Source organism: Rhizobium etli CFN 42, from assembly GCF_000092045.1.
In the GTDB taxonomy this organism is placed as follows: domain Bacteria; phylum Pseudomonadota; class Alphaproteobacteria; order Rhizobiales; family Rhizobiaceae; genus Rhizobium; species Rhizobium etli.
This window is the reverse complement of record NC_007761.1, coordinates 2,641,565-2,666,870: the sequence shown is the minus strand read 5'-3', so window position 1 is coordinate 2,666,870 and position 25,306 is coordinate 2,641,565. Positions and strand designations below refer to the sequence as shown.

The window sequence follows — 25,306 nt, the reverse complement described above, 5'->3', positions numbered from 1 at the left end:
GAAACTTTGGAGCGGGAGTTGCGTTAGGACGGTGACCGGGGATGTGTCCACCGGCGAGCCTGCCATGGAGGAGGATGATCCATGAAAGTCATGATCGTTGAAGACGAGGGTTTAATCGCCCTGGAACTCGAACGCATCGCGCAGGATGCCGGACACCAGACCCTCGGACCGGTTTCGACCATTGAGCAGGCTCTCGCCTATGCTCAAAAAAGCGATGTCGCACTCGTCGATCTTAGCCTCTCCGACGGCTTCAGCGGCGCTCAACTCGCCCGCCGGCTGATCGACCGCTACGGCGTCGACGTCATCTTCGTCACCGGCAGTCCGGAGAATGTCGGAAATGGCATCGAAGGTGCACTCGACATCATCCCCAAACCTTTCACCGACGATCGGATCGCCGGCGCGCTGTCGCGGGCACAGGCTTTGCGCAGGGATTTCGATGGCAGCAATGCCGTCCTCTGACCGCCCGAGTGTCGAAGAGATCGAGGCGTCTGGCCGACAATGCCAACCTCGAGGTCTGATGAAGCACGCACTCATTGCCGTTCTATCGGCGCTGACAGCCTGTGCCGGTGTGGCCGGCGAACCGCAGGCGCTTCCCGGTAGTCTCACCTATGGCGGAAGGGTCATCCATTCGCCCTATCGCGCGGGAACGGTTGTCAAGAACACCTTTCTCGGCAAGTTCGGCTACCGCGTCTTCGAGACCTATGTCGTTCAGCCGGACGGCACGCTCAAGCTGACGGCGCAGAGCACCGGACCGGATTTTCTCTGGCAATGACGGGAGGCATACGGACCTATCGCAATATGACCGCGAGGTTATCGTTCGCGCCATCCCGCGCGTTCAGCCGCGTGGCGGCCAGGTCGATGAAGGCCTTGACCAGAGGCGACAGGTGCTGACTGCTGGGGTAGACGACATGCAGGCCGCCGGCCGGCGTCGTGTAACCATCAAGGACGCGACGCAGTCGGCCGTCCGCGATGCAGGCCTCGGCAACGCCGTGCGGCAGTTGCGCGATGCCGTAGCCGGCAATTGCAGCGGCCATGACCGCCTGCATCTCGTTGGCGGCGAACCGTCCCGATACGGTGACTGTTTCCCTGATGTCCGCGCCCTCCAGCACCCAGGGCGCATTGGCTGCCGACGGACCGGCGATGACGCAGTCGTGGGCGGTGAGGTCCGCCGGCCGACCGGGCGTGCCGCAGCGGGCGAGATAGCCCGGGCTGGCGCAGAGAATCCTGTAGGTCGAGCCGAGCTTGCGGGCGATCAGCGTCGAATCCTCCAGGATGCCAGTGCGGAAGGCGAGGTCTATGCCGTTCTCGATAAGATTGAGCCTGTCGTCGGTCAGGCGCAGTTCGACCTTGGTCTTCGGGTAGGCCGCGAGGAAGTCGAAGATCGCAGCGGCGAGGAAATGGCCGCCGAAGCCGACGGGTGCGGAGATGCGGATCGTGCCGGCGGGCTCGGCCCGCGCCTCGGCCAGCCGAAGGTTCGCCTGCTCGAGGGTGCGAAGCGCCTCACTGCTCTCCTCGTAATAGAGGCGTCCCGCATCCGTCAGCCTGAGGCTGCGGGTGGTCCGCTGCAGGAGCCGCACGCCGAACTCGCGCTCGAGCGCGGCGATACGGCGGCTGACCGTCGTCTTTGGCATGGCAAGCAGGCGGGCGGCGACGGTGAAGCTGCCGGCCTCGACGACGCGGGCGAAGATGACGATGTCGTTGAGATCGAGCATTGTATTCACCAGTCGCACGATGTTTCTCAATCTTAGGCTATTATGGTTCAACGCGGCAAGCCTTACCTCTGGGTCATCGCCAACCACAAGGAGCAGAGATATGAGCAAGGAAAGACGCGTGCTGGTAACGGGCGCGACCGGACAGCAGGGGGGCGCGGTCGCACGCGCATTGGTGGCGCGGGGCCACCGCGTCAGGGCGATCTGCCGCAGACCGGAGAGCGACAGTGCCAGGCGCCTGGCCGCGGCGGGAGTCGAAGTCGTCGCCGGTGATCTCGACGATGCCGCGTCGGTGACGCAGGCTGCGAGCGGCGTCGATACGATGTTCCTGATGGGCAACAGCTACGAGGCTGGGACGGATGCGGAAACCCGCCAGGGCATCACTGCCGCAAATGCAGCGAAGGCTGCCGGTATCGGACACCTGATTTATTCCTCCGTCGCCGACGCCGATAGAAAGACTGGCATTCCGCATTTCGACAGCAAGTTTCGGGTCGAGCAGCATATTGCCGGGCTCGGCGTTCCCTACACGATCAGCGCGCCCGTCGCCTTCATGGAAAACACTGTGGCGCCGTGGGCTCTCGACGGGCTGCGCCAGGGCGTCTACGCCGCGGCCCTGCCGCCCGGGCGCGTGCTGCAGCAGATCTGCCTTGCCGATATCGGCGCCTTCGTCGCGGCCTTGGCCGAACGGCGTGAACAGGTGTTCGGCAGGCGTTTCGACATCGCCGGTGACGAATTGTCCGGCGAGGATCAGGTGAGGATCCTGTCGGAAGTGCTCCGGCGTCCGATCGGCTATCAGGAATTGCCGATTGCCGCAATGCGGCAGCAGAGCGAGGATGCGGCGCGGATGTACGAATGGTTCGACCGCACCGGCTACGACGCCGACATCGCCTCGCTTCGCCGCGATTTTCCCAAGATCGGCTGGCACCGTTATGCCGATTGGGCACGCGGGTTTGATTGGAGCGTTCTGGATAAAGCTGGCGGCTGACGCGCTCCGCGGCGGTTGACGGGTGGCAGATCCTCGGCGCAGGGCCGAGGATGAGGGAGAAGCAGATCCGGCGGACCGCCAGCGATTATCCGCTTGCGGCCGTCGGCGGCGCGTTCATAATCAGCCATCGTCCTTGGGGGAGGAGGCTTCAATGCCGTCGAGTTTTCATGTCGAAAGTGCGGATGGTTACGAGCGGCTGATGGGCCGATGGAGCCGGAAGCTGGCGCCGATGCTCATCGATTTTGCCGGGCTGGCGGATGGCGATCGCGTGCTCGACGTCGGCTGCGGGACCGGCAGCCTGGCTTTTACGCTAGCGCAAACGTCCGGCCTGCGGGAGATCGCCGCCATCGATTATTCTCCTGTCTTCGTCGAGGCGGCGAAACGAGCCAATACCGATCCACGCATATCGATCCAACAGGCGGATGCTTGCGCGATGCCTTTCGAGGACGACCGTTTCGACAGGGCGATGTCGCTGCTGATGCTGCATTTCGTGCCGGAGGCCGGCAAGGCGGTGGCCGAGATGGCCCGCGTCGTCCGCCCCGGCGGCGTGGTCGCTGCCGCCGTCTGGGACCATTACGGCGGTATGTCGAACATGCGGATGCTGTGGGATACGGCCGTCATGCTCGACGGGGACGCGCTGCCGCTGCGTCGCCGATATTGTTTCCAGCCGATGATGCGGCCGGGGGAAATGAAACAGACCTTCATCGCGCAGGGCCTTTCCGATGTTGAGGAAACCTCGCTCCTGGTGCGGATGGACTATCTTTCCTTCGACGACTATTGGCAACCGATCGCAGCCGGCGAAGGGCCGCTCGGCAGGTATGTTGCGGGACTCGAGCCGGACAAGAAAAAGGCCGTCGACGCCGCCATTCGGGCCGCCTATGAGGCCGGCGAGCCGGATGGGCCGCGATCGTTTGCTTCGGTCGCATGGGCGTGCCGGGGCAGGGTGGCTTGAGACGAATGAAATGCCGGAGCCGTCGGCGGGTTGAAACTGAAACCGCCTACCGCAACAAATCGAGCATTCTCATTTTCAGCGCATGAAACCTGAACCTTTTCAGTAGATTACAAATCGTCCATGTCGTGATATCGCCGCATTTCCTACAGATTCCCGTCGCAATCGGCTGTCAGCCTGTCACCATCAAGTGATCAGGAGGTGATCGGGCATGAGCCTCTCTTTCCCGACGATGGCGGCGATCCGGTTCGGTTATGGTTTCCGGCCGGGCGAGGTGGCGCCGCAAAGCAAGGATGAACTGATCGGGCAGTTGTCCAAAGGGGCGGCGGCGACGCCGGACTTTCCGCTCGGTGGCCCCGACATGCGTCACCGGGCGATCCTCAGCCTGCAGGACCAGCTGAAGCAGATCCGGGAAGATGCCAAGACGGTCACCGACGATCCGACGCGGCGCGAGATGCGCAAGGCTGTGCAGCGCCAGGCGCAGCAGCAGTTTCAGCACGATGCGAACCTGCGGCTGATGCAGGCGGTGCTGTCGCCCTACGGCTTTTACGAGCGGCTTTCGACCTTCTGGACCGGTCATTTCTCAACCAGCGCCAACAAGAGCCTGCCGATGCGCCTTATCGTGCCGCTCTACGAGGCCGAGGCAATCCGGCCATTCATTACGGGCAGGTTCGGCGATCTCCTGCGTAGCGCCACCGCTCATCCCGCCATGCTGATCTACCTCGACCAGGCGGATTCGCTCGGGCCGGATTCGGCCGGCGGCGTCAAGCGCAACAAGGGGCTGAACGAAAATCTCGGACGCGAGCTCCTGGAACTGCACACGCTCGGGGCCGGCAGCGGCTATACCCAGGCGGATGTTACCGCCGCGGCCATGGTGCTGACGGGGCTCACCATCGACCGCAAGGAGATGGATATCGCCTTTCGGCCGAACATTTCGGAGCCCGGCGAGCATCAGGTGCTCGGCGTCAGTTATGGCGGGCGCCGGCGCTCGCGCGAGGATTATCTCGACATGCTCGATGACCTCTCGGTCCATCCGAAGACGGCCGCCCATATCAGCCGCAAGCTCGCGGTGCATTTCGTCTCCGACCAACCAGACGAGGGAATGGTCTCCGATATGGCGGCCGCGTGGAAGAAGACCGATGGCGATCTCACCGCCGTCTACACCGCCATGCTCGACCATCCGGCCGCCTGGCAAAACGAGGGCGCCAAGGCGCGTCAGCCGTTCGATTTTGTTGTTGCCGGTCTGAGGGCGCTGAATGCGGGGCCGGTCAACGGTGTCGTCGGCAGCTTCCTGGCAGCCAATCAGCAGGGAACGGATGAGGGCGATATGGCAGCCAACACGCCTGGCATGGCCGGAGCGCCAGTGACGACGGATCCCGCCGGAGAGGCGAGGGACAAGCGGCTCAAGGCCTTTCGGGCGGCGCGGGCATTGGGGCAGGGGGCGCTGAAGCGCATGGGCCAGCCGACCTGGCTGCCGCCGAGCCCTGCCGGTTTCGAGGAAGGCTTTTCCGCCTGGATCACCGGCAGCCAGCTCGCCGAGCGCCTCGCCTGGGCAAGGCGGGCCGCGGCGCAGTTCGGCCGCGACGAGGATCCGCGCGCGTTCCTGAGATCGACGCTTGCCGATGCCGCGCGCGATGAAACGATCCGCGTGGTGTCGCAGGCGCCGAACAAGATCAGCGGTTTGACGCTGGTGCTGGCATCGCCGGAATTCAACCGCCGATAGGAGGCTCCCAATGAACCGGATTTCGCTTTCCCGCCGCGGCTTTCTGACATCGGCCTGCTGTCTTGCCGCCGCCCCCGTCTTCACGCCGGTCACCTTCGCAGCGATGCCGGGCGATAATCGTTTCGTCACCATTGTGCTGCGCGGCGCGATGGACGGGCTCGACCTGGTGCAGCCTTTCGGCGACGCCGGTTTTGCCGCGCTCAGGCCGACCCTGGCATTGACGCCGGACAGCGGACTTCTCGATCTCGACGGGCATTTCGGCCTCAATCCCGCCGCCGCCGACCTGATGCCGCTCTGGAAGAGCCGAGAGCTCGCCTTCGTCCATGCTGTATCGACGCCCTATCGCGACCAGCGCAGCCATTTCGACGGGCAGGACATGCTGGAATCCGGCGGCGAACATGTCGCCGAGGAAAAGACCGGCTGGCTGAACCGGGCGCTCGCTGTCATTCCCCGCTCGGATGCGCGCAAGGCGATCGACGTTAACACGTCGACGGAGCTGATCCTCTCCGGGCCGAACAATGTCGACGTCTGGGCGTCGGATTCCAATCTGGCGCCGGCGCGTGACGAGATGCAGTTCCTGGCGCGACTCTATGCTGGCGATCCGCCCTTTGCGGCAGCACTTGCCGAGGCAACGCGAGCCGACAGCGCTGCGATGATGGTCGAGGCGGACGGCGATCACGGCGAGAAGATCGGCGACGTCGCGGCGCTTGCGGCCAACATGCTGAAGGGCGATTACCGCATCGCCAGCTTCTCAATCACCGGGTGGGACACCCATATCGGTCAGGCCGGCCAGTTCAAACGGCCGGCAGGGGATCTCGCGCAGGCGATCAACACGCTGAAGGCGACGCTGGGCTCGGAGATCTGGGCAAAGACGGTGGTGCTCGCCATGACCGAATTCGGCCGTACGGTCCGCCAGAATGGCTCCGCCGGCACCGACCACGGCACGGGCGGCTGCGCTGTCCTTGCCGGCGGCGCCATCAACGGCGGCCGCATCCTCGGCCGCTGGCCGGGGATCGGCGATGGCCAGCTGCTCGACGACCGCGACCTGATGCCGACGGCTGACGTGCGCGAGGTGGCGGCGGCGATGCTTTACCGGCAGTTCGATGTGGGCGTGGATGATCTGACGCGGAAGATATTTCCCGGGCTGGGGTTTGATAGGGGGTCGCAGTTTTTGAACGTGTGACGCTCTCGCATTTCTGCTCCGCCTTTCATTTGCGTTCAGGATGTTCAATGTAGCGAGCGGAAGCGAAGCGTCGGGTAGCGGCTTGCTCCATCCATCTGTAGCAGGGCTCCAACCTCTGCTACCTCCAGTAAAGCATAGATTTGAGAAACAATTCCTGTGCTTGTCACAGGAATGAGGGAGGAGAGGTTGTGCAGTGTCGCGGCCCGGCCCTTCGCTTTAGGCTCAGGCGTTCGCCGCTGCAATCGATTCACTGGATCGATTGCTCGGGCTGCGCCCGATCGCTCCTCACCCCAACACATCATAAAGTCTGAAGATGAAGCTCACCTGGTAGAGCAGATTGGCGATGACGAAGATGGTGTGGAAGCGGCGGTTCGCGGTCCAGGCAGCCAGGGCGCAGAGCAGGATGTAGACGATATTACGGGCGGGATATTCCCAGCCGAGCGAGAGGATGCGCTCCGGACCTTTGATCGCCGTATCGAGGATATCGACGGCGTAGATCAGGCCGAGGATGCCGAAGAACCATTTGCGCCGTGAAATGAAATATTCCTCGTAGCCGCCATATTCATCGAGGCTCGCCGGGAAGAGCAGGGCGCAGAGCAGGAAGAACAGGCTGCAGAAGCAGACGAGGAAAAGATAGATGCCGAAGCCGATGAGGGGAACGGCTTGCAGGCGATATTCCCACCACCAGATATGGATAATGAAGAGGAACAAGGACAGCGCCCAGCCGAGATGGATGGGATAGACCTTCGCCTTGGCCGGATGCTGGACGATACCGGCAACGCCGGTCAGAAGCCTCGCAAGCGAAAGGCTGATGACCATTCCCATCACCACCTTGATATGAAGGAAGACTTCCGGCGAGCTGACTTCCATGGTGTTGATTCCGGCCTGTCACTCCTCGGGGACTCGCTTGGGCTTGCCCTCTTCGTCGAGCGCCACCATGATGAAGGTGGCGGCGGTGACCTTTTCCATCTTGGCATAACGCGAGCGGTGCGCCCACGCTTCGACGATCAGCGTAATCGATGTGCGCCCGACGCGGTCGATATCGGTATAGACCGAAAGCGTGTCGCCGATCTTGACCGGCAGTTCGAAGGCCATCTCCTTGACGGCGGCCGTGACGACGCGGCCCTTGGCGCGCTCGGCGGCGCGGATGCCGGAGGCAAGGTCCATCTGCGCCATGACCCAGCCGCCGAAAATATCGCCGGCCGGATTGGCATCGCCAGGCATGGCGAGCGTGCGCAGCGTCAGTTCGCCTCTCGGCTTGGCGGCATCGGTCATGGAAGGTTCCTTCAGGCTGGGTGTTGCGATCTGCAGCCACGTTAGGCGAACTCGTTGTGTGGACCAATCCTTTTCGGTCCCAGCGAAGGCGGCGGTGCAAATATCGCGGCCTTAATCGAGCTGAAATCTCATTCGATTTCAGTGGGTTGAATTTAACAGCCGACACTTCACCCTACATTATTTAACTATGTTCTAATAAAACTTTACGCTCCAGTAATTCCGGTGGTTCACAATGAAAGCGGTCTCATATCCAAGAATCGCCGGGAACCCTCATGCGTAACGTCAAGATTTCCACCCGTCTTTACTGCCTCATCGGCTTCACGCTTGCCGTTCTCTCGGCGGCAATGGTCTTCTTTCTGAACTATTCCTATTCTGAGCTGGAAGCGGAGCGGAAGGCGGGGCTGGAGAAGATGGAGGCGACGGCGCTCGGCATTTTCGACAAATATTACAAGATGGAACAGGCGGGTACGATGACCCGCGAGCAGGCGCAGGCGGCCGCCAAGGACGTGATCGGCGCCATGCGCTACGGCGCCGATGGCTATTTCTGGATCAACGACATGCGCCCCGCCATGGTGATGCACCCGATCAAGCCACAACTGAACGGCACCGATATCTCCCAGATGAAGGACCCGACCGGCAAGTTCCTGTTCGTCGAGTTCGTCAACAAGGTGAAGAAGGACGGTAAGGGCTTCGTTGATTATTACTGGCCGAAGCCGGGCGCTGATGAGCCGGTGCTGAAATATTCCTATGTCGCCGGTTTCGAGCCCTGGGGCTGGATCGTCGGAACCGGCGTCTATGCCGATGACCTGGCGGCGCTCTATCGCCAAAATGCGATCTGGGCTGCAGCGCTTTGCCTGCTTGGCTCGGCCGCCACCATCGCGATCGCCTATGCCATCGTCCGCAGTGTGACGGCGCCGATTGCCCGACTGAAGACGGCGATGAATGCGATTGCCGCCGAGGAAGTATCGGTCGAGATCGCTGGCGCTGACCGTCGCGACGAGATCGGCCAGATGGCCAAGGCGCTGCTGGTTCTGCGCGACTCTGTCGACGAGCGTAGCGCATTGCGCGGGCGCGAAGACGAACGGCAGCGCCAGATCGAGAACGAGCGCCGCGGCAACGAGGCGAGCCTGCGCTCGGCCTCCGAGCGGCAGAGCCGCGCCATGCAGGCGCTCGGTATCGGCTTGGAGAAGCTTGCAAGCGGCGATCTGACGGTTTCGATCGGCGATATCGGCGAGGACTACGCGAAGCTGCGCAGCGACTTCAACGCCGCCGTCGATGCGCTGAATGGCGTCATCCACGCGATCGCCGAATCGAGCCGGGTCGTCAACGACAGCGCCTCCGACATCAGCGAGGCGACCGGTAATCTGTCGAAACGGACGGAACAGCAGGCGGCCGCACTTGAAGAGACGGCCGCGGCCCTCGACGAGATCACCGCCACGGTCAAGACCGCATCCGAGCGGGCGAACGAGGCGCGTGAGATGGTGGCCGAAACCAAGGCGAGCGCCGGCCGCTCCGGCGACATCGTCCGCAACGCCGTGACCGCGATGGGCCGGATCGAGGAATCCTCTAGCCGCATCAACCAGATCATCTCTGTTATCGACGAGATCGCCTTCCAGACGAATCTTCTGGCGCTGAACGCCGGCGTCGAGGCTGCGCGGGCCGGCGAGGCGGGCCGCGGCTTTGCCGTCGTCGCGCAGGAAGTGCGCGAACTTGCCCAGCGTTCCGCCAATGCGGCCAAGGAGATCAAGGAACTGATCAGCCGATCGGCTGCGGAAGTCGAGGGCGGGGTTGCGCTGGTGCGCTCGACAGGTGACGCGCTGCTGGAGATCGAGGCGCTGGTCAACCAGGTGAACGACCACGTCGCCTCGATCGCGACGGCGGCGCGCGAACAGTCGACGGGGCTCAACGAGATCAACAGCTCCGTCAATCACATGGACCAGATGACGCAGCAGAACGCTGCGATGGTCGAGGAGACGACGGCGGCCAGCCGCACGCTCGCCGACGAAAGCACCCAGTTAAAGTCGCTGCTTTCGAATTTCCGCCTGCGGGAGGCGGGGCGGCAGGCCGAGACCCGCTACACACGGGCAGCGTGAAGAACAGCAAAGATCAAAGGCCGGGCGACCGGCCTTTTCTATTTCTGTCGCCTTCAGATTGTGCCGGTAAGTTTTCATTCACCGTTTTTAATTAAAATTGGACCGAGTTTTTTCGGTCACTCTGCGGCCGGCCTATGGAAGCGATAAGAGTATGGCGTTTGTTTCCTTTCCTTGGCGAGCCTTCCTGCCCGTGCTGCTCTCGGGGGCGCTGACGACCTGTTCGATCAGCGATGGGCTGGTGCCGCCGGCCAATGTCGACAACGGCACCCGGGTCAGTTCCATTTCACCCTCTCGCGGTGCCGCGCGCATGGCGCGGGCGGAGCGCCTTGCGCCCGCGGAAACTCAGGCCTCCTATCCCGTTTCCAGTGGACTCGTCGGCAGTAGCCAGGGCTCGGTCGATTACCTCGATACGCCGGACCTTGCCGGCACCCATCACACGGCGCAAGCGCCGCAGACGCTGTCGGCGCCGACAAACCACGGCCGCAAGCTGCCGATGATCGACAGTGACGAGGCGATGGCGGCTGGCCAGCCGAACAACTGGGGCGGCATGCAGAACCTCGCCGTCCCATCCGGCGTCAACATGGATGAAGAGCTCGGGGCCGAACCGGTCGTCGGGCTGGCGCAGGAACAGCAGCAGCAGATCGCCGAGGGCAACGCCAGCGAACCGGTCGTTGACGGCATCGGCACCGATAATCCGGCTCAGATCAATCAGCCAATGCGCCAGTCGGCGCCACGGGCAATGCCGCAACCGGCAGCGCAGGCCGAGATGAGCCGAGCTCCCGCTTGGAATGACGGCCGCCCTGTCTTGGAGCCGGCCCGCGTTCCCGAGGAGGACGAGAGCGAAGAAGTCGCGATGCTCCGGCCAAACAGCCCGATGATGAGCCAGCCCGCAGCGCCGGTCGACCCGAGCGTCATGCCGGCTTCCGAGCTCGCCTGCCGGCGCGAGCTGAAGCGCATGGGCGTGCTCTTCGACGAGAAGCCGCCGATCTCGCAAGGGCCGGCCTGCCAGGTCCCTTATCCGGTCTCGCTGAAGGGCCTTTCCGGCAATATCGGCGTGCAGCCGGCGGTGACGCTGAATTGCCAGGTGACGCTCGCCTTCGCCAAGTGGGTGAAGAACGAGTTGGCGCCGTCGGCCCGCTTTCGCTACTGGAGCGGCATCAAGACGATCCAGCCGCTCGGCGGCTATTCCTGCCGGCGCATGAACAACAGCCGGCAGAGATATAATCCGATGTCGGAACATGCCCGCGGCAATGCTATCGACGTCGGCAAGTTCGTGCTGAAGAACGGCCACGCGATCGACGTGCGCAAGAAGGGCCTGTTCTCCTATCGCGAGGGCCGGCTCTTGAAGGCGGTGCGCACCGATAGCTGCCGCTATTTCAACACGGTGCTCGGGCCAGGCAGCAACCCTGAACACTGGAACCACTTTCACTTTGATTTGCGTTCACGCAAGAGCGGCAAGGTTTATTGCGACTGAGCTTGTCGCATTGTGGGGCAGAGGCGAAGTAACGCCGCATGACGTCCGCCGGCAGAAAAAGGTTCATCCCCGTCGCCGGGCGCGCTATAGATCGGCGAGGCGGATTGCCGTTTGAGAGTTTGATCCATGAGCTATGAATTTCATGTCGGCCAGAAGGTGGTCTGCATCAACGACACCTTCAAGCATGTCAGCATCGACCAGCTGATCCGCAAGGGCGAGATCTATACGATCCGTTGGGTGGGCGAATATACCCATTATGTCGACGGCACGTTCATCGGGGTGAAGCTCGAGGAAATCCATCGCGGCAACGATGACGGGCCGGAAGGCTACGGTGCGGCCGACATGCCCTATCGTGCGACGCGCTTCCGGCCGCTGGTGAAGGACAAGATCGCATCACTGCGCAAGCTTCTGGCGCCGACGCCCGATGCGCCGGCCGAGCCGAAGGAAAAGGTCAGGAAGAAGGAGAAGGTCTGAGGCCGCTTTGTCCCGGCTGGCCGCGTTCCTGAAAGGCGGCGATCCGATCGGGCCGTCTTCCTGCTGAGGAACAGCCCGGTCTGCTTGCTGACATCGGCGGCCGGATCGGTCGGCGCGCTGCCAAAGACGGCCGTCAGGCGATAGATCTCGCGCATATTGCCGATGCCGTTACCCGGTTTCAGTACCCTCGCCATCGCCGCGATGCCTGTGGCGGGGTCGGGCAGGTGATAGAGCATATGCATGGCGATCACAAGATCGAAGGCGCCGTCTTCGAAGGGAAGGGCGGCGGCATCGGCTCGGCAGCCTCGAACGGAGCCGAAGGGCAGTGCGCGGCAGCGCGCCACTGCCTCATTGATTATGCCTGACGAAAGGTCGGCGAGCGTCAGGTGCAGATTCTCCGGCAGCAGATCCGCCGTTGCAGCCCAGAACCATCCGGCCCGCGGCCGATGTCGAGGACGCGATCTGCCGGTTTCAAAGGCAGCTGCGCGGCAACCCACGGAAACCAGCCTGTTTCGGCGATGGTATATTCGGTATGGAGCCTAGCGCGGGCGGCGAGCTTGCGGCTGTCGCCATATTGTCTCGCATTGCCTTCGGTTATGGAGGACATCTCAACTCTCCGTCTTCCTCGTGAAGCCCCGAGCCTTGAGACAAGCCTATAGGCGGCCTCCTTCCCGGACAAGACGTGAATGCGCAACCGGTCCAGCCTGCCTGCGCGGCTGGCTCAAATCTTCCGGCAGGATAAATCGCATCCGATTAAATCGGAATGGTATTGACATCGAACTTGGACCGGGATATTAAAGCGCATCCGATTTGATCGGATCCGCGTAAAACTATCAACGGAAAGGATACGACAATGACAGAGAAGCTTCTTTTCGCCGGCAAGACCCACATCGCCGGCGGCCGCAACGGCTACGCACGCAGCAGCGACGGTACGCTCGACATCAAGCTGCCGCAGCCGCATCCGGCGGCCGAAAACCTGTTCGGGGCCGCGTGGTCGGCTTGTTATATCGGTGCCATCGAGCTCGCCGCCGCGCAGCGGAAGATCACCTTGCCGGCCGGTCCCGAAGTCGATGCCGAAATTACGCTCAACGGCGATAACGGCTCCTACTTCCTGCGTGCACGACTCAATGTCAGCCTTGCCGACATCGACCGCGAGATCGCACAGGAGCTGATCGAGGCCGCCCACGGCATCTGCCCTTATTCCAAGGCTGTCCACGGCAATATCGACGTCGAAACCAAGCTTGTCTGAAGGGCCGGCCTCGCGCCGTCACCTTCAAGCTGGGGTCTGCCGATCGGCGGCAGACCCGCTTCTGAGCCAGCAGCCAAACCTGCCGATCCGGAGAACATGCCATGAGCAACAGCCACGCGGAGCCGCGCCGGGCCTATGACGAGTTTTCGCTTGTCCTCGATCCCGATGTCTACGAGCCGTTGCCTGACGATTGGCTGATCGGCATCACCGATGTCGTCAGCTCGACCGCGGCGATCCGATCGGGACGCTATGAAGACGTCAATTATGCCGGCGCATCGATTATCGCCGCCCTCGGCAATGCCTGGGGTTCGTTCGATTTTCCCTTCGTGTTTCGTGGAGACGGAGCAGCCTTCGCCTTGCCGGCGAACGGCATTATGGCGGCGACCTCGGCCTTGCGTGACGTCGCGGGCTTCGCCAAAGCCGAGCTTCATCTCGACCTGCGTGTCGGGCTCGTCACCGTCGGCGAAATCCGTGCCACCGGGCGCGACGTCAGGATCGCGCGCTACGCCGCTTCCGAGAGCGCGACCTATGCGATGTTTGCCGGAGGCGGGCTCAAATGGGCGGAGCAGCAGATCAAGAATGGCCGCTTTCTGGTGAAACCCGGCCGTTATGCGATGCGGCCTGACCTGACGGGCTTGAGCTGCGACTGGGCGCCATTTCCGAGCCAGCGAGGCGAGATCCTGTCGTTGTTGGTCGAGCCGCGCGACCACACGCGCCCGGAGGTCTTTGCGGCGCTGGCAAGACGCGTGCTCGCGGTATTCGATGCCGGGCCGCGCCGGTCCCATCCGCTTTCCGGAAGGACGGCTATGGCAAGAGAGAAGCAGGTCAGCGCGAAACGCTGGTCGAAGGTTGCCTCCAGTTCGGATTTCCGCAAGTTCGATGACGGCCTGCGCCTCACGCTGGACTGCGCGCCGGAGCAGATCGACAGCGTCGAAGCCATGCTCGTTGCAGCGCGGGCGCGCGGCGAGATCGATTTCGGGCTGCACCGCCAGTCGCACGCGCTGATGACCTGCCTCGTGCCGTCGGGCCGGCCGGATTCACACCTGCATTTCCTCGACGGAATGGGCGGCGGTTATGCCAAGGCGGCCGAGATGATGGAGGAAGGCGCGCTTGAAGAGGTCCGGCAGCGCGCGCTGTAGGGGGCGCCACTTCTCCTGCGTCATCATGCCTTTTGGTTCGTTTTGGGTCTGAGCAGGTTTAAGAGCATTTCAGCAAGCTGAGGCGGCGCCAGTTCGGTTTCGCGTTCTATCTCCGCGGCGGTAAACCATCTGAGCGCCGTGTGCTCATCACCGATAAGTCGCGGAGAGTCCTGCCATCGGTCGACGCGATAGACATGGAAGGTGGCGAATGCCCCGGGCGGGCTTTCCGAAACGAACTCTCCGGCCAACAGCCAGTGCTGCGGCGTCACGCCGATTTCTTCCAGCAATTCCCGGCGCAGTGCCGTCTCGGCATCTTCGCCGTGTTCTAGGTGACCGCCCGGCAGGCTCCACTGATCCGGGTGCGTGCTGCGCTCCGAACTTCGCCTGGCGAGAAGAACGCTGCCATTTTTGATCAATGCGCCGATTGCGATCTCGGGCATGTCACCAGGTGCCGACATGTGCTGCGATCATGACTTTTGCGGCTCCGCCTGTGCCCGTAGCAGATTGTCGCGCAGCCGCGTCACCGATTTCTGCACGACAGGGAAGTCGTCGCCGAGGCCGACGGCGTCGATCAGGGCGGAGCTGGGATCGGTTTCGAGAATTTCGCGTCCCGCTGGCGTCAGGCTGACACGCACCTGCCGTTCGTCGGCTGGATCGCGGTGGCGGGTGATAAAGCCGGCCGACTCCAGCTTCTTGAGAATGGGCGTCAGCGTGTTGGATTCGAGGAACAGTTTTTCTCCCAGCGTGCTGACCGTCTGATCGTCCTCCTCAGAGAGGGCCACCATGGCGATATACTGGGTGTAGGTCAGGCCGAGCGCGTCCAGAATCGGCTTGTAGGCGCGGCCGAAAGCGAGATTGGCCGAATAGACCGCGAAGCACAGGAAGGTCGAAAGCTTGCGCCCGTCACCGCCACTTCGAGGAGAGGCGGATGCAGACTGTTTTGCGGCTTTGGACGTGGGCATAGGCTTATCCTGTCTCGGTTGCTAGCACGACTACATATATCTCGCATCCGATTAAATCGCAATGGTGATGGGTGATCCTCAGCTCCGGCGGTCGCCCGTAGAAATGTTGCGGGCGGCGACCAGTCTTCGGCGTCGGACGGATCAGCCGAATTTTCCGTGGTATCTGCCATGCCGAGCATCCAGTAGCCGGAAGCCTCCTCTCGGCTATTCTTGGCGAATCGCAAAATTTCCATCGTAAGCGTACCGCTAGGAAGAAATCTGACCTCGCTGGCGGATGGACAGAGGGTTATGGACCTCTACGTCGCTCCTGTTTTCCCGGGAGCGGATCAAACTTGGGCCTCGCTTCGGCGGGGCTTTTTTCTTGGCTGGCCAGGGCGGTCAGGAATATTCTCGCCCAGTGCTAGATTTAGCCTTTCCTGCCTGTTGCAACGGGCGTATTCAGCCAGTGTGTGGTTCACTTCACGCTCCCTCGCGGCAGATCTCCGATCGGCTTCCTTCCCGCTTCCCTGCCGCGTCATCCGGAATTTTCATTGGCGGATCCATGACCACGGCAGAGACGAGCGAGCAGGGGCAAGAGGCGGCGGGGGGCCGTCAGGCAAAGATCGTGGCTCTGGTCGTTGCCGTTTCCTTCTTCATGCAGATCCTCGACGGCACCATCGTCGCCACCTCGCTGCCGCAGATGGCGGCAAGCTTCGGCGTGCAGCCGGTGTCGATGAGCATCGGCATCACGGTCTACATGCTGACGATGGCGGCTTTCATTCCGCTGTCGGGCTGGCTCGGCGATCGTTTCGGCGCGCGCCGCGTTTTCCTGGCGTCGATCGGCGTCTTCACCGGCGCCTCGTTGTTCTGCGGGCTCTCCGGCAGCCTCACGGAATTCGTGCTGTGGCGTGCGCTGCAGGGGGCGGGCAGCGCGTTGATGACACCGGTCGGGCGCATCATCGTGCTGAAGAACGCCCGCAAGTCCGAACTTGTCCAGGCAATCGCGCTCATCACTTGGCCGGCGCTGACGGCGCCCGTGGTCGGCCCTGTGCTCGGCGGCTTCATCACCACCTATGCCAGCTGGCATTGGAACTTCCTGATCAACATTCCGATCGGCATCATCGGCATGGGGTTGGTGCAGCGCTTCGTGCCCGAGCAGCGCGAGGCCGATCCTGGCCGGCTGGATATTCTCGGCTTCATCCTGAGTGCGGCCGGATTGACCCTGCTGCTCGCGGCCTTGGAGCTTTCGGTCAAATGGGAAGGCGGGCTTTGGCCGGTCATCTCAATGCTTGCGGCCGGCATTGTACTATCGGTCGTGGCGACGCGCCATTTCCTTGCCGTCGACAATCCGCTGCTCGATCTTTCGGCTTTCCGCGTCCAGACCTTTTCGATGTCGACGCTTTCGGCGGGCACGGCTTGCCGAACGGCCATCAATGCGACGCCTTTCCTTCTGCCACTCTTGTTCCAGCTCGGCTTCGGACTGAGCTCGATTGCCGCCGGGACCTATCTGCTCGTCTATTTTCTCGGCAATTTCAGCATGAAGGCGGTGACGACGCCGCTCTTACGCTTCTTCGGCTTCCGCACCGTTCTCGGGCTCAACGGGCTGATTGCAGCGCTTTCGATCGTTGCCTGCGGTTTCCTGACGCCTGAGACGCCGCCGTTCTTCATCCATGCGCTGCTTTTTCTCGCGGGTCTGTCGCGGTCGATGGAATTTACGGCGCTGAACACGCTTGCCTTTGCGGATATCGGCCCGGCGCAGCGAAGCTCGGCCTCGACGCTGTCAAGCATGCTGCAGCAGGTATCGATGTTGCTCGGCGTTGCGATGGCAGCGGCCGTGCTCAACATTTCCTCGGCTCTCAGAGGCGCGGCCAGTCCCGTCCTTGCCGATTTCCGCTGGGCCTTCGTCGTGGTCGGCGCGATCGGCATCGTCTCGTCGCTGCGCTTCCTGCAATTGCCGAAGGAGGCGGGCGCCGAAGTTTCCGGCCACCGGAAATTCCAGGAGCGCTAACGCGGCCTGCGACAAGAGCGAGGGACGAGCGATGTTTACCTCAGGCGGTCAATGCAATACGACATTGCCATGCCGACGACTCGGACGCTTGCGGGCGATCGTCGCTTAGAGAGAATGCCGGGAGATGGAATGAGCAATTCTAGCGGCGATGCGGATGCCCTGATCCACATCCTCTATATCGATGACGACGAGGGACTCGCCCTCCTGATGCAGAAGAACCTTGCGCGGCGCGGCTTTTCGGTCGAGTGGGCGCAGAATGGTGCTGCCGGCCTTGCGCGGATCGCCGAGGGGGGGCATCGACGCCGTCGTGCTCGATCATCTCCTGAGCGGCGAGACCGGACTTGACATTCTGCCCTGCATCACGTCCGTGCCGGATCATCCGCCGGTCATCTATGCAACGGGGTCGGACGACACCAGCATCGCGGTCGCGGCGCTGAAGGCGGGTGCCGATGACTACATGCTGAAGGGGATTTCAGCCGATTATTTTGACCTGCTCGCGGCCGCCCTCGAACAGGCGCTGGAGCGGGCGCGCTTCCGCCGCGAAACGGCACAGGCGCAAGAGGTGATCCGCCAGCAGCGCGACCATGCCGAGTTGCTGCTTGCCGAAGTCAATCACCGTATCGCCAACAGCCTCGGCCTCGTCGGCGCGCTGATCCGCATGCAATCTTCCATGACCAGGGACCAAGTGGCGATTGACGCGCTGCACGAGACGCAGATGCGCATTAACGCGATCGCCAGCGTGCATCGCCGACTCTACACCAATCGGCAGGTCGGCTCGGTGCAGGTCGATGAATATCTGAACAGTCTGCTGACCGAGCTCGAAGCTTCGATGCGCGACGACAAGCGGCCGCACCGCATCGTGCTGAGCGCAAAACCGGTCAATCTAGCGACCGACAAGGTGATCACGCTCGGGCTGATCGTCAGTGAACTCGTCACCAATGCGTTCAAATATGCTTATGCGGAAGCGGTGTCGGGCGAAATCCGCGTTTTTGTCGACCAGACGGACGGGGAATTGCGCGTCATCGTCGAGGATGACGGCGCGGGATTCGATCCAGAGAGTCCGGCCAGGGGGACGGGGCTTGGCACACGGATTTTGACGGCGATGGCCGCGAGCTTGAAATCGGATTTCGCTTACGATCCCGGGCATGATGGGACGAGGGCGACGCTGGTGTTTTCGTTGCATGAGGAGAAGTAGGTACAGGTCGAGGAAATTAGGGAGGGTGTGCCGAGTGGCCCACTCATCCGGCTGCCGCCGCCTTCTCACCGTTGGGGAGAAGAGATTCGCTGCAACGTCTCGATACCCTCTTCTCCCCAGCGGGGGAAAGTGACCTTAGTGCGGACGAGGCGGCCACACGGCACCCTCGTCCTATTGCACAACAGCTTGTACAACAGCTTACCGACATAACATCAAACCTAACGCTACGGGAGGAAGGCATGGCAACGATCCGCACACCTCGCGAAGTCTACGATTTCTGGTTCGTTCGATGTGGCCGCGACCTTTGGTTTCGCCCGCCGCCGGAGCTCGATGTCGAGATCCGTGGTGTTTTCCGCGATACGCATCTGGCGCTTGCCGCAGGCGTCGGCGATGAATGGCGAGCCGATCCGGTGAGCCGGCTGGCGGCCGTCATCGTGCTCGATCAGTTTCCCCGCAACATCTATCGCGGCACGGGGCTTGCCGTTGCTACCGACGGGCTGGCGCTTCGCGAAGCCAAGCTTGCGCTTGCGGCCGGCGCCGACCAGGCGGTGGAACATGCTTGCCGAACCTTCTTCTACCTGCCGTTCGAACACGCCGAGAACCTCGACGAGCAGGACCGTTCGGTAGCCTTGTTCACCGCGCTTGGTGACGAGGAATATCTCGATTATGCGATCCGACACCGTGAGGTAATCGCCGCCTACGGGCGCTTTCCTCACCGCAATGCCATGCTCGGGCGCGAATCGACGGCAGCAGAACTCGACTATCTCTCCAAGCCCGCCGCGGGGTTCTGAGCTGTTTGGAGGAACGTGCGCGGCATGGACAAGTTTCGTGCAGGGCGCTTTAGGCATCTCCCGCCTTTCTGTCGCCTTTCTTTGCGATGAAAAGCGAGCATTCAATTTCGATGACAACCTTTCCGGAGGCCTTTTTGCGGCTGAGATACATCCTGCTTCGCACCATTTTTCTTGTGACGCTGGCGCTCGCCGGTGCGCGTTTCGAGAGCGCAGCAGCCTTCGCGCAGGAACCGCAGCCGCAGGCGCGAGCAGAGGCGCCGCTTGTCGATACGCCTTCGGCCCTGGCGGCAAAGGAGATCGAGAAGGCGAAGGTCCAGCTTGGCTCGCTTCAGGACAGCGTCAAGGAGAACGCCGACAATGACGATGCGCTAGTCGGGCTTGCGACGAAGGCCGACGAGCTCAGCCGCGCCGTCATCACCATATCGGTCAACCTGAGGCCGCGTTTCGACCAGATCAAGAACCGCCTGACCGAGATCGGTGAGCCGCCGAAGGATGGGCAACCGCCCGAGGCGCAGATCGTCACCGACGAACGTAACGCGCTTGCCGCCGAGCGCGCGCAGATCAACGCGGTGACCGGTGACGCCGAAAACCTGTCGATCGCGGTGACGAAGCTCATGAACGAGATCATCGCGATGCGGCGGCAGCTTTTTGCCGATACGCTTTTCAGGCGCACGGAAATCTCCATCTCGGTGCTTGACGATGCCGCGAGCGCCTTCGTGCACGAGATCAGCGAATTCTCACAGGCTTTGGCGAGCTGGGCCTCCTTCGTCTGGAAGTTCAAGCGGTTCCCGCTGTTCGCCGCGATCTTCCTGTCGCTTGCCTCAGCACTCATCCTGCTTTCCGGCAGCTACCGGCTGTTCGGCTCGTATTTGCGCCGCGATGAGGCGGTCGAGAATCCGTCTTATATCGGCAGGCTGTCGATCGCCTTCTGGTCGACGCTGATCCGAACGCTGGCGCTGGCGGTGCTGCTTGTTACCTCCTTTTTCTTCCTTAACAGTTTCAATGTGTTGCGGCCGGATATCGCTCCTGTAATCGGCGCGCTGTTCGGCACCATCGGTCTCGTCTATTTCGTCGGCCGCTTCGTCAACGCGATTTTCGCGCCAAGCGAACCGCACTGGCGGCTGGTGAAGCTCTCCAATCTTGGCGCTCGCTCGATCGGCTACTGTCTCTCGGCGATGGCTGTCGTCAACGGACTCGACTATCTCTTCGGCACGGTCAGTGAGGCGATGGGATCGCCGCTGGTGCTGACCGTCGTTCGCAGCCTGATCGCTGCGCTGATCATTGGCATCATCCTGATCGCCGTCTCCTTCAGCAAGCCGATGCTGGCGAGAAGCGGCGATCCCGACGCGCCTGGCAGACATTGGCCGCGCGGCATGGCGATCATCCTGCGCGTCGTCGGTGCCGCTTTGATCGTTACGGCACTTGCCGGCTACGTCGGACTTGCCCGCTTCGTCGCCACGCAGCTCATCATCACCGGCGCGGTCGTCGCCACCATGTATGTCGGTCTGCTCTCCGGCAAGGCGATCTCGCGGCAGGAAAGCTTCGGTGACACCTTCTTCGCCCGCTTCCTGGCGCGACGCTTCAATCTCGGGCCGGTGGCGATAGACCAGGTCGGCCTGCTCGTCGGCCTTGCCATGTATGCGGTGGCGCTGCTCGTCGGCATTCCGCTGATCCTGCTGCTCTGGGGCTTCCATGTCCAGGATCTGCAGCTTATCGCCTTCCGGCTGTTTACCGAGGTCAAGCTCGGCGGCATCAGTATCTCGCTGCTCGGAATCTGCACCGGCATCCTGCTCTTTGCCGGCGTCTATCTGCTGACGCGCTGGCTGCAGCGCTGGCTCGACGGCAATGTCATGGCTCGAAGCCATGTCGATCTCGGCGTGCGAAATTCGGTCAAAACGGGCATCGGCTATCTCGGCGTCGGCATTGCCGCGATCATCGGCGTTTCCGCCGCCGGCATCGATCTGTCGAGCTTCGCGCTTGTCGCCTCAGCGCTTTCGGTCGGTATCGGTTTCGGCCTGCAGAACATCGTCTCCAACTTCGTGTCGGGCCTGATCCTTCTGGTCGAACGGCCGTTCAAGGTCGGCGACCATGTCGTCTCCGGCACGGCCGAAGGTATCGTCAAGCGTATCTCGGTGCGCGCGACCGAGATCGAGACTTTCCGCAAGCAGGCGATCATCGTGCCGAATTCGGAACTGATCAACGGCCTCGTCGGCAACTGGACGCACCGCAACAAGATCGGTCGCTCAGAAATCCCGGTTTCCGTCAGCTACGACGCTGATCCGCAACAGGTAATGGATATTCTCTTGGAGTTGACGGCGAAGATACCGCTCGTCATGCGCAATCCCGAGCCGCATGTCGAATTCCTGCGCTTCGGCCCCTATTCGCTCGATTTCGAGCTTCGCTTCTTCCTCGCCGACATGGGCGACGGCCTGACGGTGCGCAACAATCTCAGGATCGAGATCCTCAAGCGCTTCAAGGCGGAAGGCATAGAAATCCCGCTGCCACAGAGCGACCTTACCATCCATCGGGAGGCTGCCCCCGTCCTTGCCAGTGCGGTTAAGCAGCATGCGGACGCCCATGAGAACTCCAAGGATAGACCGGTGGAGGAAGAGGAGCGGCCGGTGCGCCAGCTGCGCGGGCGGGCAGCGGAGAGCTGAACAGCTTATTCAGCCATCATTCACAGGTCTATGTGCATGATCCCTTCCATCGGGATCGCTGCCGAGGGCAGCACCGATCTTTCGAGGGGAGGGCGCGTCAGCGCCGCCGCACATGATGGCAAGATTTGCCGCCGTTCTGCTTGTCCCGCTGCTTGCCGCGCCGGCGGTCAATGCCGCTTCCATCACCAACACCGACCCTGCCGCCGTGGTGCTCATCATCACCGAGGGCGGCCAGCGCGTCGAGGTCGTCGTCGATGCCGGGGCTTCGGAAAACCTCTGCCCCTCCGGCTGCTTCATGACGACGCCCGACGGCGACCGTATTGGCCTCGATGGCGGCGAGACGATCGACATCATCAAGGGATCGGCCGTCGTCAAGTAAGGCTGCGGCCCCACGGAGCTACGGCTCTCCGCGCGCCAGCGCCGTTTGCGCCGGCGCCGACGTCCGCATCAGCGGCCGGATGGCGAGGAATGCCGCCACGGCCGCGGCGCCGAGCGCGGCGGTAATCGACAGCGACCAGGACACGCCGATACGATCGATCCACGTGCCCATGGCGGGTGCCGCCAGGCCGCCGATCAGCAGCGCCGCCGACAGCGCGCCGAAGATCCATTGCGCCGACTAATCGAGCCCGCGCGCCATGTCGGGCGTGAAGATGCTGAAGCTGTAGTAGAGGGTGCCGTAGCCGATAATCTGCGTCAGACTGAGCGCGAGGATGGCGGCAACCGGCGGCCGCTCGGAAGCGGCGGACGTCATATGGATTTGAGGTCCACGCGTCGTTCGAGCTTATCGGCCTCTTCCCTGCGTTCGCTGTAGCGGTCGGTAAGATAGGCCGAGGCGTCGCGTGTCAGCCATGTGAATTTCACCAGCTCCTCGCAAACGTCCACGACGCGGTCGTAAAAGGATGACGCCTTCATGCGTCCGTCGCTGTCGAACTCCTGGAAAGCCTTTGCCACCGACGACTGGTTGGGAATGGTGATCATCCGCATCCATCGGCCGAGGATGCGCATCTGGTTCACGGCATTGAACGACTGTGACCCGCCCGATACCTGCATGACGGCGAGCGTCTTGCCCTGCGTCGGCCGGACCGAACCCACTGATAGCGGTATCCAGTCGATCTGCGCTTTCATTATCCCGCTCATTGCGCCGTGCCGCTCTGGGCTGACCCAGACCTGGCCTTCCGACCACGCTGACAGCTCGCGCAATTCCTGCACCTTAGGATGGGCGGCCGGAGCGCCGTCCGGAAGGGGAAGGCCTTCGGGATCAAAGATCCGCACCTCGCAGCCGAAATGCTCGAGCAGCCGTGATGCCTCATGCGCGAGGAGACGGCTGTAGGATACGGCCCTGAGCGAACCGTAAAGGATGAGGATGCGCGGCTTATGCGTGGAGAAGGGCGGCCGCAGGGCCGCCGGATCCGGTTGGCGAAGATGGGCCGGCGAAGTGGCTGGAAGGTCAGACAATGCGCTTGCCTTCAGCATCGAGCACCTTCTCGCCGTCCTCCTTGGTGAAGGCGCCCTTGTGCGTCTCCGGCAGGATTTCCAGGACCAGCTCGGAGGGGCGCGACAGGCGCGTGCCGAGCGGGGTGATGACGAAGGGCCGGTTGATCAGGATCGGGTGGGCGAGCATGGCGTCGAGCAACTGGTCGTCGGTCAGGTCGGGATTGTCGAGGCCGAGTTCGGCGTAGGGCGTGTCCTTCTCGCGCAGTGCTTGGCGCACGGTCAGGCCGGCATCGGCGATCATCTTGACCAGCTCTGCACGCGACGGCGGCGTGCTGACGTAGTCGATGATGGCAGGCTCGATGCCGGCATTGCGGATCATCGCCAGCGTGTTGCGCGAGGTGCCGCAAGCGGGATTGTGATAGATAGTGACGTTCATAATCTTGCCTCGGAGGATAGGGTTGACGATGTCTCGGCTGGCTGCAGCAGCCAGTTGAACAGGAGGAGGGCTGCGACCGCACCTGATATTTCAGCAAGCCAGAAACCCGGAAGGTCGACCGGACGAATACCGGAGAAAGTGTCAGTCAGGGAGCGGGCGAAAGCCACGGCCGGATTGGCGAACGAGGTCGATGCGGTGAACCAATAGGCGGCGGTGATATAGAGCCCGACCAGCCAAGGGACGGCCTTCTGTTCGAAGCGGATGCCGGCGAGGATGACCGCGACGAGGCCGAAGGTCGCGATACCCTCGGAAAACCATTGCGCGCCGCCGGTGCGGGTCTTGCTCGACAGGTCCAGGAGCGGCAGGTTGAACATCAGATGGGCGCAGATCGTTCCGGCTATGCCACCGCCAAACTGCGCCAGCATGTAGAAACCGAGATCGCGTTTGGGCAGTGAACCCGACATTGCGAAGATCAACGAGACGGCCGGGTTGAAATGGGCGCCGGAAATCGGCCCCAGCACGGTGATCAGCACGACCAAGATCGCGCCGGTCGCGAGTGTATTGCCGAGCAGGGCAAGCCCGACATCCCCGGTGAGCGATGCCGCCATGATGCCCGAACCGACCACGGTTGCGACCAGCATGGCGGTGCCGAGGGTCTCTGCGACCAGTCTGCGCGATAGATCGTAGGAAGCCATCAGCCGGCACCTGCCGGTTTTGCGGTCGTGCCTTCCATCGCGCCGATCTGGCGCAGGTGCTGCTCCAGGGCCAGCTTGTCGATCGAGAACAAAGGCAGGCTTAGGAAGGCCATAATCCTGTTTTTCAGAAATCGGGCGGCCTGTGCGAACGCACGGCCTTTCTCGACCTCGCTGCCCTCGACGGCGGCCGGATCCTCGACGCCCCAGTGGGCGGTCATCGGGTGGCCGATCCAAACCGGGCAGGCTGAGCCGTGGGCGGCATCACAGACGGTGAAGATGAAATCCATTGCGGGCGCTTGGGGCTTGGCGAATTCGTCCCAGCTCTTCGAGCGGAAGCCGGTTGCGGGATAACCCAGCGTCTGCAACTCCTTCAGCGCCAATGGATTGACTTCGCCCCTCGGCTGACTGCCGGCGGAATAGGCCTTGAACCGGCCCTTGCCCTCGGTCCCGAGGATCGATTCCGCCAGGATCGAGCGCGAAGAATTGGCGGTGCAGAGAAAGAGAACATTGTAAACGCGGTCTGAGATCATTGCAGTTCCTCCTTGATTGCAGGTGCACAGCATGCGGCAACGGCGGCGGCGGGCGCGCAGATCTCGGCATTACCGCCGCAGCAATCCTCCATCAGGAAGCGGATCAGGCCGCCGAGCGTTTCGTAGTGGGCGGTGTAGATGATCGAGCGGGATTCTCGCTGCTGCGTGATCAGCCCCGCTCGTTCCAGCTCCTTCAGGTGGAAGGAGACGTTGGACGGGGAAACCTCCGCCTTTTCCGCGATCAAGCCTGCCGCCATTCCGTCAGGACCCGAGACGACAAGCATGCGAATGATGTGGAGGCGCGTTTCCTGCGAAAGCGCGCCGAACGCGGTCAGGGCTTGACGTTGATCCATATTTCAATAGTCC

25 protein-coding genes and 3 pseudogenes are annotated in these 25,306 nt (G+C 62.6%); 16 read left to right on the top strand and 12 right to left on the bottom strand.

Features of this window, described 5'->3' with window-relative positions; genetic code table 11:
* Positions 1-81: 81 nt before the first annotated feature.
* Positions 82-459, top strand: coding sequence for a response regulator (locus tag RHE_RS13070; RefSeq protein ID WP_011425808.1), 378 nt, complete (start codon positions 82-84; stop codon positions 457-459).
* Between the two features lie 58 nt (positions 460-517).
* Positions 518-772: a hypothetical protein gene (locus tag RHE_RS13065; protein ID WP_011425807.1), complete on the top strand. Its 255-nt coding sequence runs from the start codon at positions 518-520 to the stop codon at positions 770-772.
* A gap of 16 nt (positions 773-788) precedes the next feature.
* On the opposite strand, the gene RHE_RS13060 is transcribed toward RHE_RS13065, so the two are convergent.
* Complete coding sequence (locus RHE_RS13060; RefSeq protein WP_011425806.1) at positions 789-1,712, bottom strand: LysR family transcriptional regulator; 924 nt, start codon at positions 1,710-1,712, stop codon at positions 789-791.
* Positions 1,713-1,812: 100 nt separating this feature from the next.
* On the opposite strand from RHE_RS13060, the gene RHE_RS13055 reads away from it, so the two are divergent.
* The 4 genes from RHE_RS13055 (at position 1,813) to RHE_RS13040 (ending at position 6,549) form a co-directional block, all read left to right on the top strand.
* Positions 1,813-2,694 carry an NmrA/HSCARG family protein gene (locus RHE_RS13055; protein WP_011425805.1) on the top strand — a complete coding sequence of 294 codons (882 nt, stop codon included), beginning with the start codon at positions 1,813-1,815 and terminating at the stop codon, positions 2,692-2,694.
* Positions 2,695-2,845: 151 nt separating this feature from the next.
* The gene (locus RHE_RS13050; RefSeq protein WP_011425804.1) at positions 2,846-3,646 is read left to right on the top strand and encodes a class I SAM-dependent methyltransferase; all 801 of its coding nucleotides are present in this window, start codon (positions 2,846-2,848) and stop codon (positions 3,644-3,646) included.
* 208 nt (positions 3,647-3,854) lie between these two features.
* The gene (locus tag RHE_RS13045; protein WP_011425803.1) at positions 3,855-5,366 is read left to right on the top strand and encodes a DUF1800 domain-containing protein; all 1,512 of its coding nucleotides are present in this window, start codon (positions 3,855-3,857) and stop codon (positions 5,364-5,366) included.
* 10 nt (positions 5,367-5,376) lie between these two features.
* Entirely contained in the window at positions 5,377-6,549 is a 1,173-nt protein-coding gene (locus tag RHE_RS13040) for a DUF1501 domain-containing protein (RefSeq protein ID WP_011425802.1), read from the top strand.
* A gap of 285 nt (positions 6,550-6,834) precedes the next feature.
* On the opposite strand, the gene RHE_RS13035 is transcribed toward RHE_RS13040, so the two are convergent.
* Positions 6,835-7,419: a hypothetical protein gene (locus tag RHE_RS13035; protein WP_011425801.1), complete on the bottom strand. Its 585-nt coding sequence runs from the start codon at positions 7,417-7,419 to the stop codon at positions 6,835-6,837.
* 18 nt (positions 7,420-7,437) lie between these two features.
* Positions 7,438-7,824 carry an acyl-CoA thioesterase gene (locus tag RHE_RS13030; RefSeq protein WP_011425800.1) on the bottom strand — a complete coding sequence of 129 codons (387 nt, stop codon included), beginning with the start codon at positions 7,822-7,824 and terminating at the stop codon, positions 7,438-7,440.
* Positions 7,825-8,096: 272 nt separating this feature from the next.
* Between RHE_RS13030 and RHE_RS13025 the strand changes: the two genes are divergently transcribed.
* From RHE_RS13025 to RHE_RS13015, 3 genes are all read left to right on the top strand, one after another.
* Complete coding sequence (locus RHE_RS13025; RefSeq protein ID WP_042118649.1) at positions 8,097-9,917, top strand: methyl-accepting chemotaxis protein; 1,821 nt, start codon at positions 8,097-8,099, stop codon at positions 9,915-9,917.
* A 151-nt stretch (positions 9,918-10,068) separates the two neighbouring features.
* Positions 10,069-11,391, top strand: coding sequence for an extensin-like domain-containing protein (locus tag RHE_RS13020; RefSeq protein WP_011425798.1), 1,323 nt, complete (start codon positions 10,069-10,071; stop codon positions 11,389-11,391).
* Between the two features lie 126 nt (positions 11,392-11,517).
* Complete coding sequence (locus RHE_RS13015; RefSeq protein ID WP_042118646.1) at positions 11,518-11,865, top strand: CAP-Gly domain-containing protein; 348 nt, start codon at positions 11,518-11,520, stop codon at positions 11,863-11,865.
* A 92-nt stretch (positions 11,866-11,957) separates the two neighbouring features.
* Here RHE_RS13015 and RHE_RS13010 read toward each other — a convergent pair.
* Positions 11,958-12,472 (bottom strand): annotated as a pseudogene (locus RHE_RS13010) (class I SAM-dependent methyltransferase); the annotation flags it as partial.
* 246 nt (positions 12,473-12,718) lie between these two features.
* On the opposite strand from RHE_RS13010, the gene RHE_RS13005 reads away from it, so the two are divergent.
* On the top strand, positions 12,719-13,114 hold the full coding sequence (locus RHE_RS13005) for an Ohr family peroxiredoxin (protein ID WP_011425797.1): 396 nt from the start codon (positions 12,719-12,721) through the stop codon (positions 13,112-13,114).
* Positions 13,115-13,215: 101 nt separating this feature from the next.
* Complete coding sequence (locus RHE_RS13000; RefSeq protein ID WP_011425796.1) at positions 13,216-14,253, top strand: DUF3095 family protein; 1,038 nt, start codon at positions 13,216-13,218, stop codon at positions 14,251-14,253.
* A 23-nt stretch (positions 14,254-14,276) separates the two neighbouring features.
* Here RHE_RS13000 and RHE_RS12995 read toward each other — a convergent pair whose 3' ends face one another.
* The gene (locus RHE_RS12995; RefSeq protein WP_011425795.1) at positions 14,277-14,693 is read right to left on the bottom strand and encodes an NUDIX hydrolase; all 417 of its coding nucleotides are present in this window, start codon (positions 14,691-14,693) and stop codon (positions 14,277-14,279) included.
* A gap of 27 nt (positions 14,694-14,720) precedes the next feature.
* Entirely contained in the window at positions 14,721-15,215 is a 495-nt protein-coding gene (locus RHE_RS12990; RefSeq protein ID WP_011425794.1) for a MarR family winged helix-turn-helix transcriptional regulator, read from the bottom strand.
* A 541-nt stretch (positions 15,216-15,756) separates the two neighbouring features.
* Here RHE_RS12990 and RHE_RS12985 point away from each other — a divergent pair.
* From RHE_RS12985 to RHE_RS12965, 5 genes and pseudogenes are all read left to right on the top strand, one after another.
* Positions 15,757-17,202, top strand: coding sequence for an MFS transporter (locus RHE_RS12985; protein ID WP_042118643.1), 1,446 nt, complete (start codon positions 15,757-15,759; stop codon positions 17,200-17,202).
* Positions 17,203-17,331: 129 nt separating this feature from the next.
* Positions 17,332-18,397 (top strand): annotated as a pseudogene (locus tag RHE_RS12980) (sensor histidine kinase).
* Between the two features lie 239 nt (positions 18,398-18,636).
* Complete coding sequence (locus RHE_RS12975; RefSeq protein ID WP_011425791.1) at positions 18,637-19,188, top strand: DUF924 family protein; 552 nt, start codon at positions 18,637-18,639, stop codon at positions 19,186-19,188.
* Between the two features lie 134 nt (positions 19,189-19,322).
* Positions 19,323-21,845, top strand: coding sequence for a mechanosensitive ion channel family protein (locus tag RHE_RS12970; RefSeq protein WP_041678679.1), 2,523 nt, complete (start codon positions 19,323-19,325; stop codon positions 21,843-21,845).
* A 112-nt stretch (positions 21,846-21,957) separates the two neighbouring features.
* Positions 21,958-22,224 (top strand): hypothetical protein, encoded by a 267-nt coding sequence (locus RHE_RS12965; RefSeq protein ID WP_011425789.1) that lies wholly within the window; start codon positions 21,958-21,960, stop codon positions 22,222-22,224.
* A 90-nt stretch (positions 22,225-22,314) separates the two neighbouring features.
* Here RHE_RS12965 and RHE_RS34345 read toward each other — a convergent pair.
* The 6 genes and pseudogenes from RHE_RS34345 to RHE_RS12940 form a co-directional block, all read right to left on the bottom strand.
* Positions 22,315-22,596: pseudogene (locus RHE_RS34345) on the bottom strand (arsenite efflux MFS transporter ArsK); the annotation flags it as partial.
* A complete protein-coding gene (arsH, locus tag RHE_RS12960; RefSeq protein WP_042119257.1) occupies positions 22,593-23,318 on the bottom strand; it encodes an arsenical resistance protein ArsH in 726 nt (241 codons plus the stop codon). The gene arsH and the pseudogene RHE_RS34345, both read right to left, overlap by 4 nt.
* Positions 23,293-23,715 carry an arsenate reductase (glutaredoxin) gene (arsC, locus tag RHE_RS12955; RefSeq protein ID WP_011425787.1) on the bottom strand — a complete coding sequence of 141 codons (423 nt, stop codon included), beginning with the start codon at positions 23,713-23,715 and terminating at the stop codon, positions 23,293-23,295. The genes arsH and arsC overlap by 26 nt, the downstream gene beginning before the upstream one ends.
* On the bottom strand, positions 23,712-24,410 hold the full coding sequence (locus tag RHE_RS12950) for an MIP/aquaporin family protein (protein ID WP_011425786.1): 699 nt from the start codon (positions 24,408-24,410) through the stop codon (positions 23,712-23,714). Before RHE_RS12950 ends, arsC begins: the two co-directional genes overlap by 4 nt.
* Entirely contained in the window at positions 24,410-24,940 is a 531-nt protein-coding gene (locus RHE_RS12945) for an arsenate reductase ArsC (protein WP_011425785.1), read from the bottom strand. The genes RHE_RS12950 and RHE_RS12945 overlap by 1 nt, the downstream gene beginning before the upstream one ends.
* Positions 24,937-25,293, bottom strand: coding sequence for an ArsR/SmtB family transcription factor (locus RHE_RS12940; protein WP_011425784.1), 357 nt, complete (start codon positions 25,291-25,293; stop codon positions 24,937-24,939). The genes RHE_RS12945 and RHE_RS12940 overlap by 4 nt, the downstream gene beginning before the upstream one ends.
* Positions 25,294-25,306 lie beyond the last annotated feature (13 nt).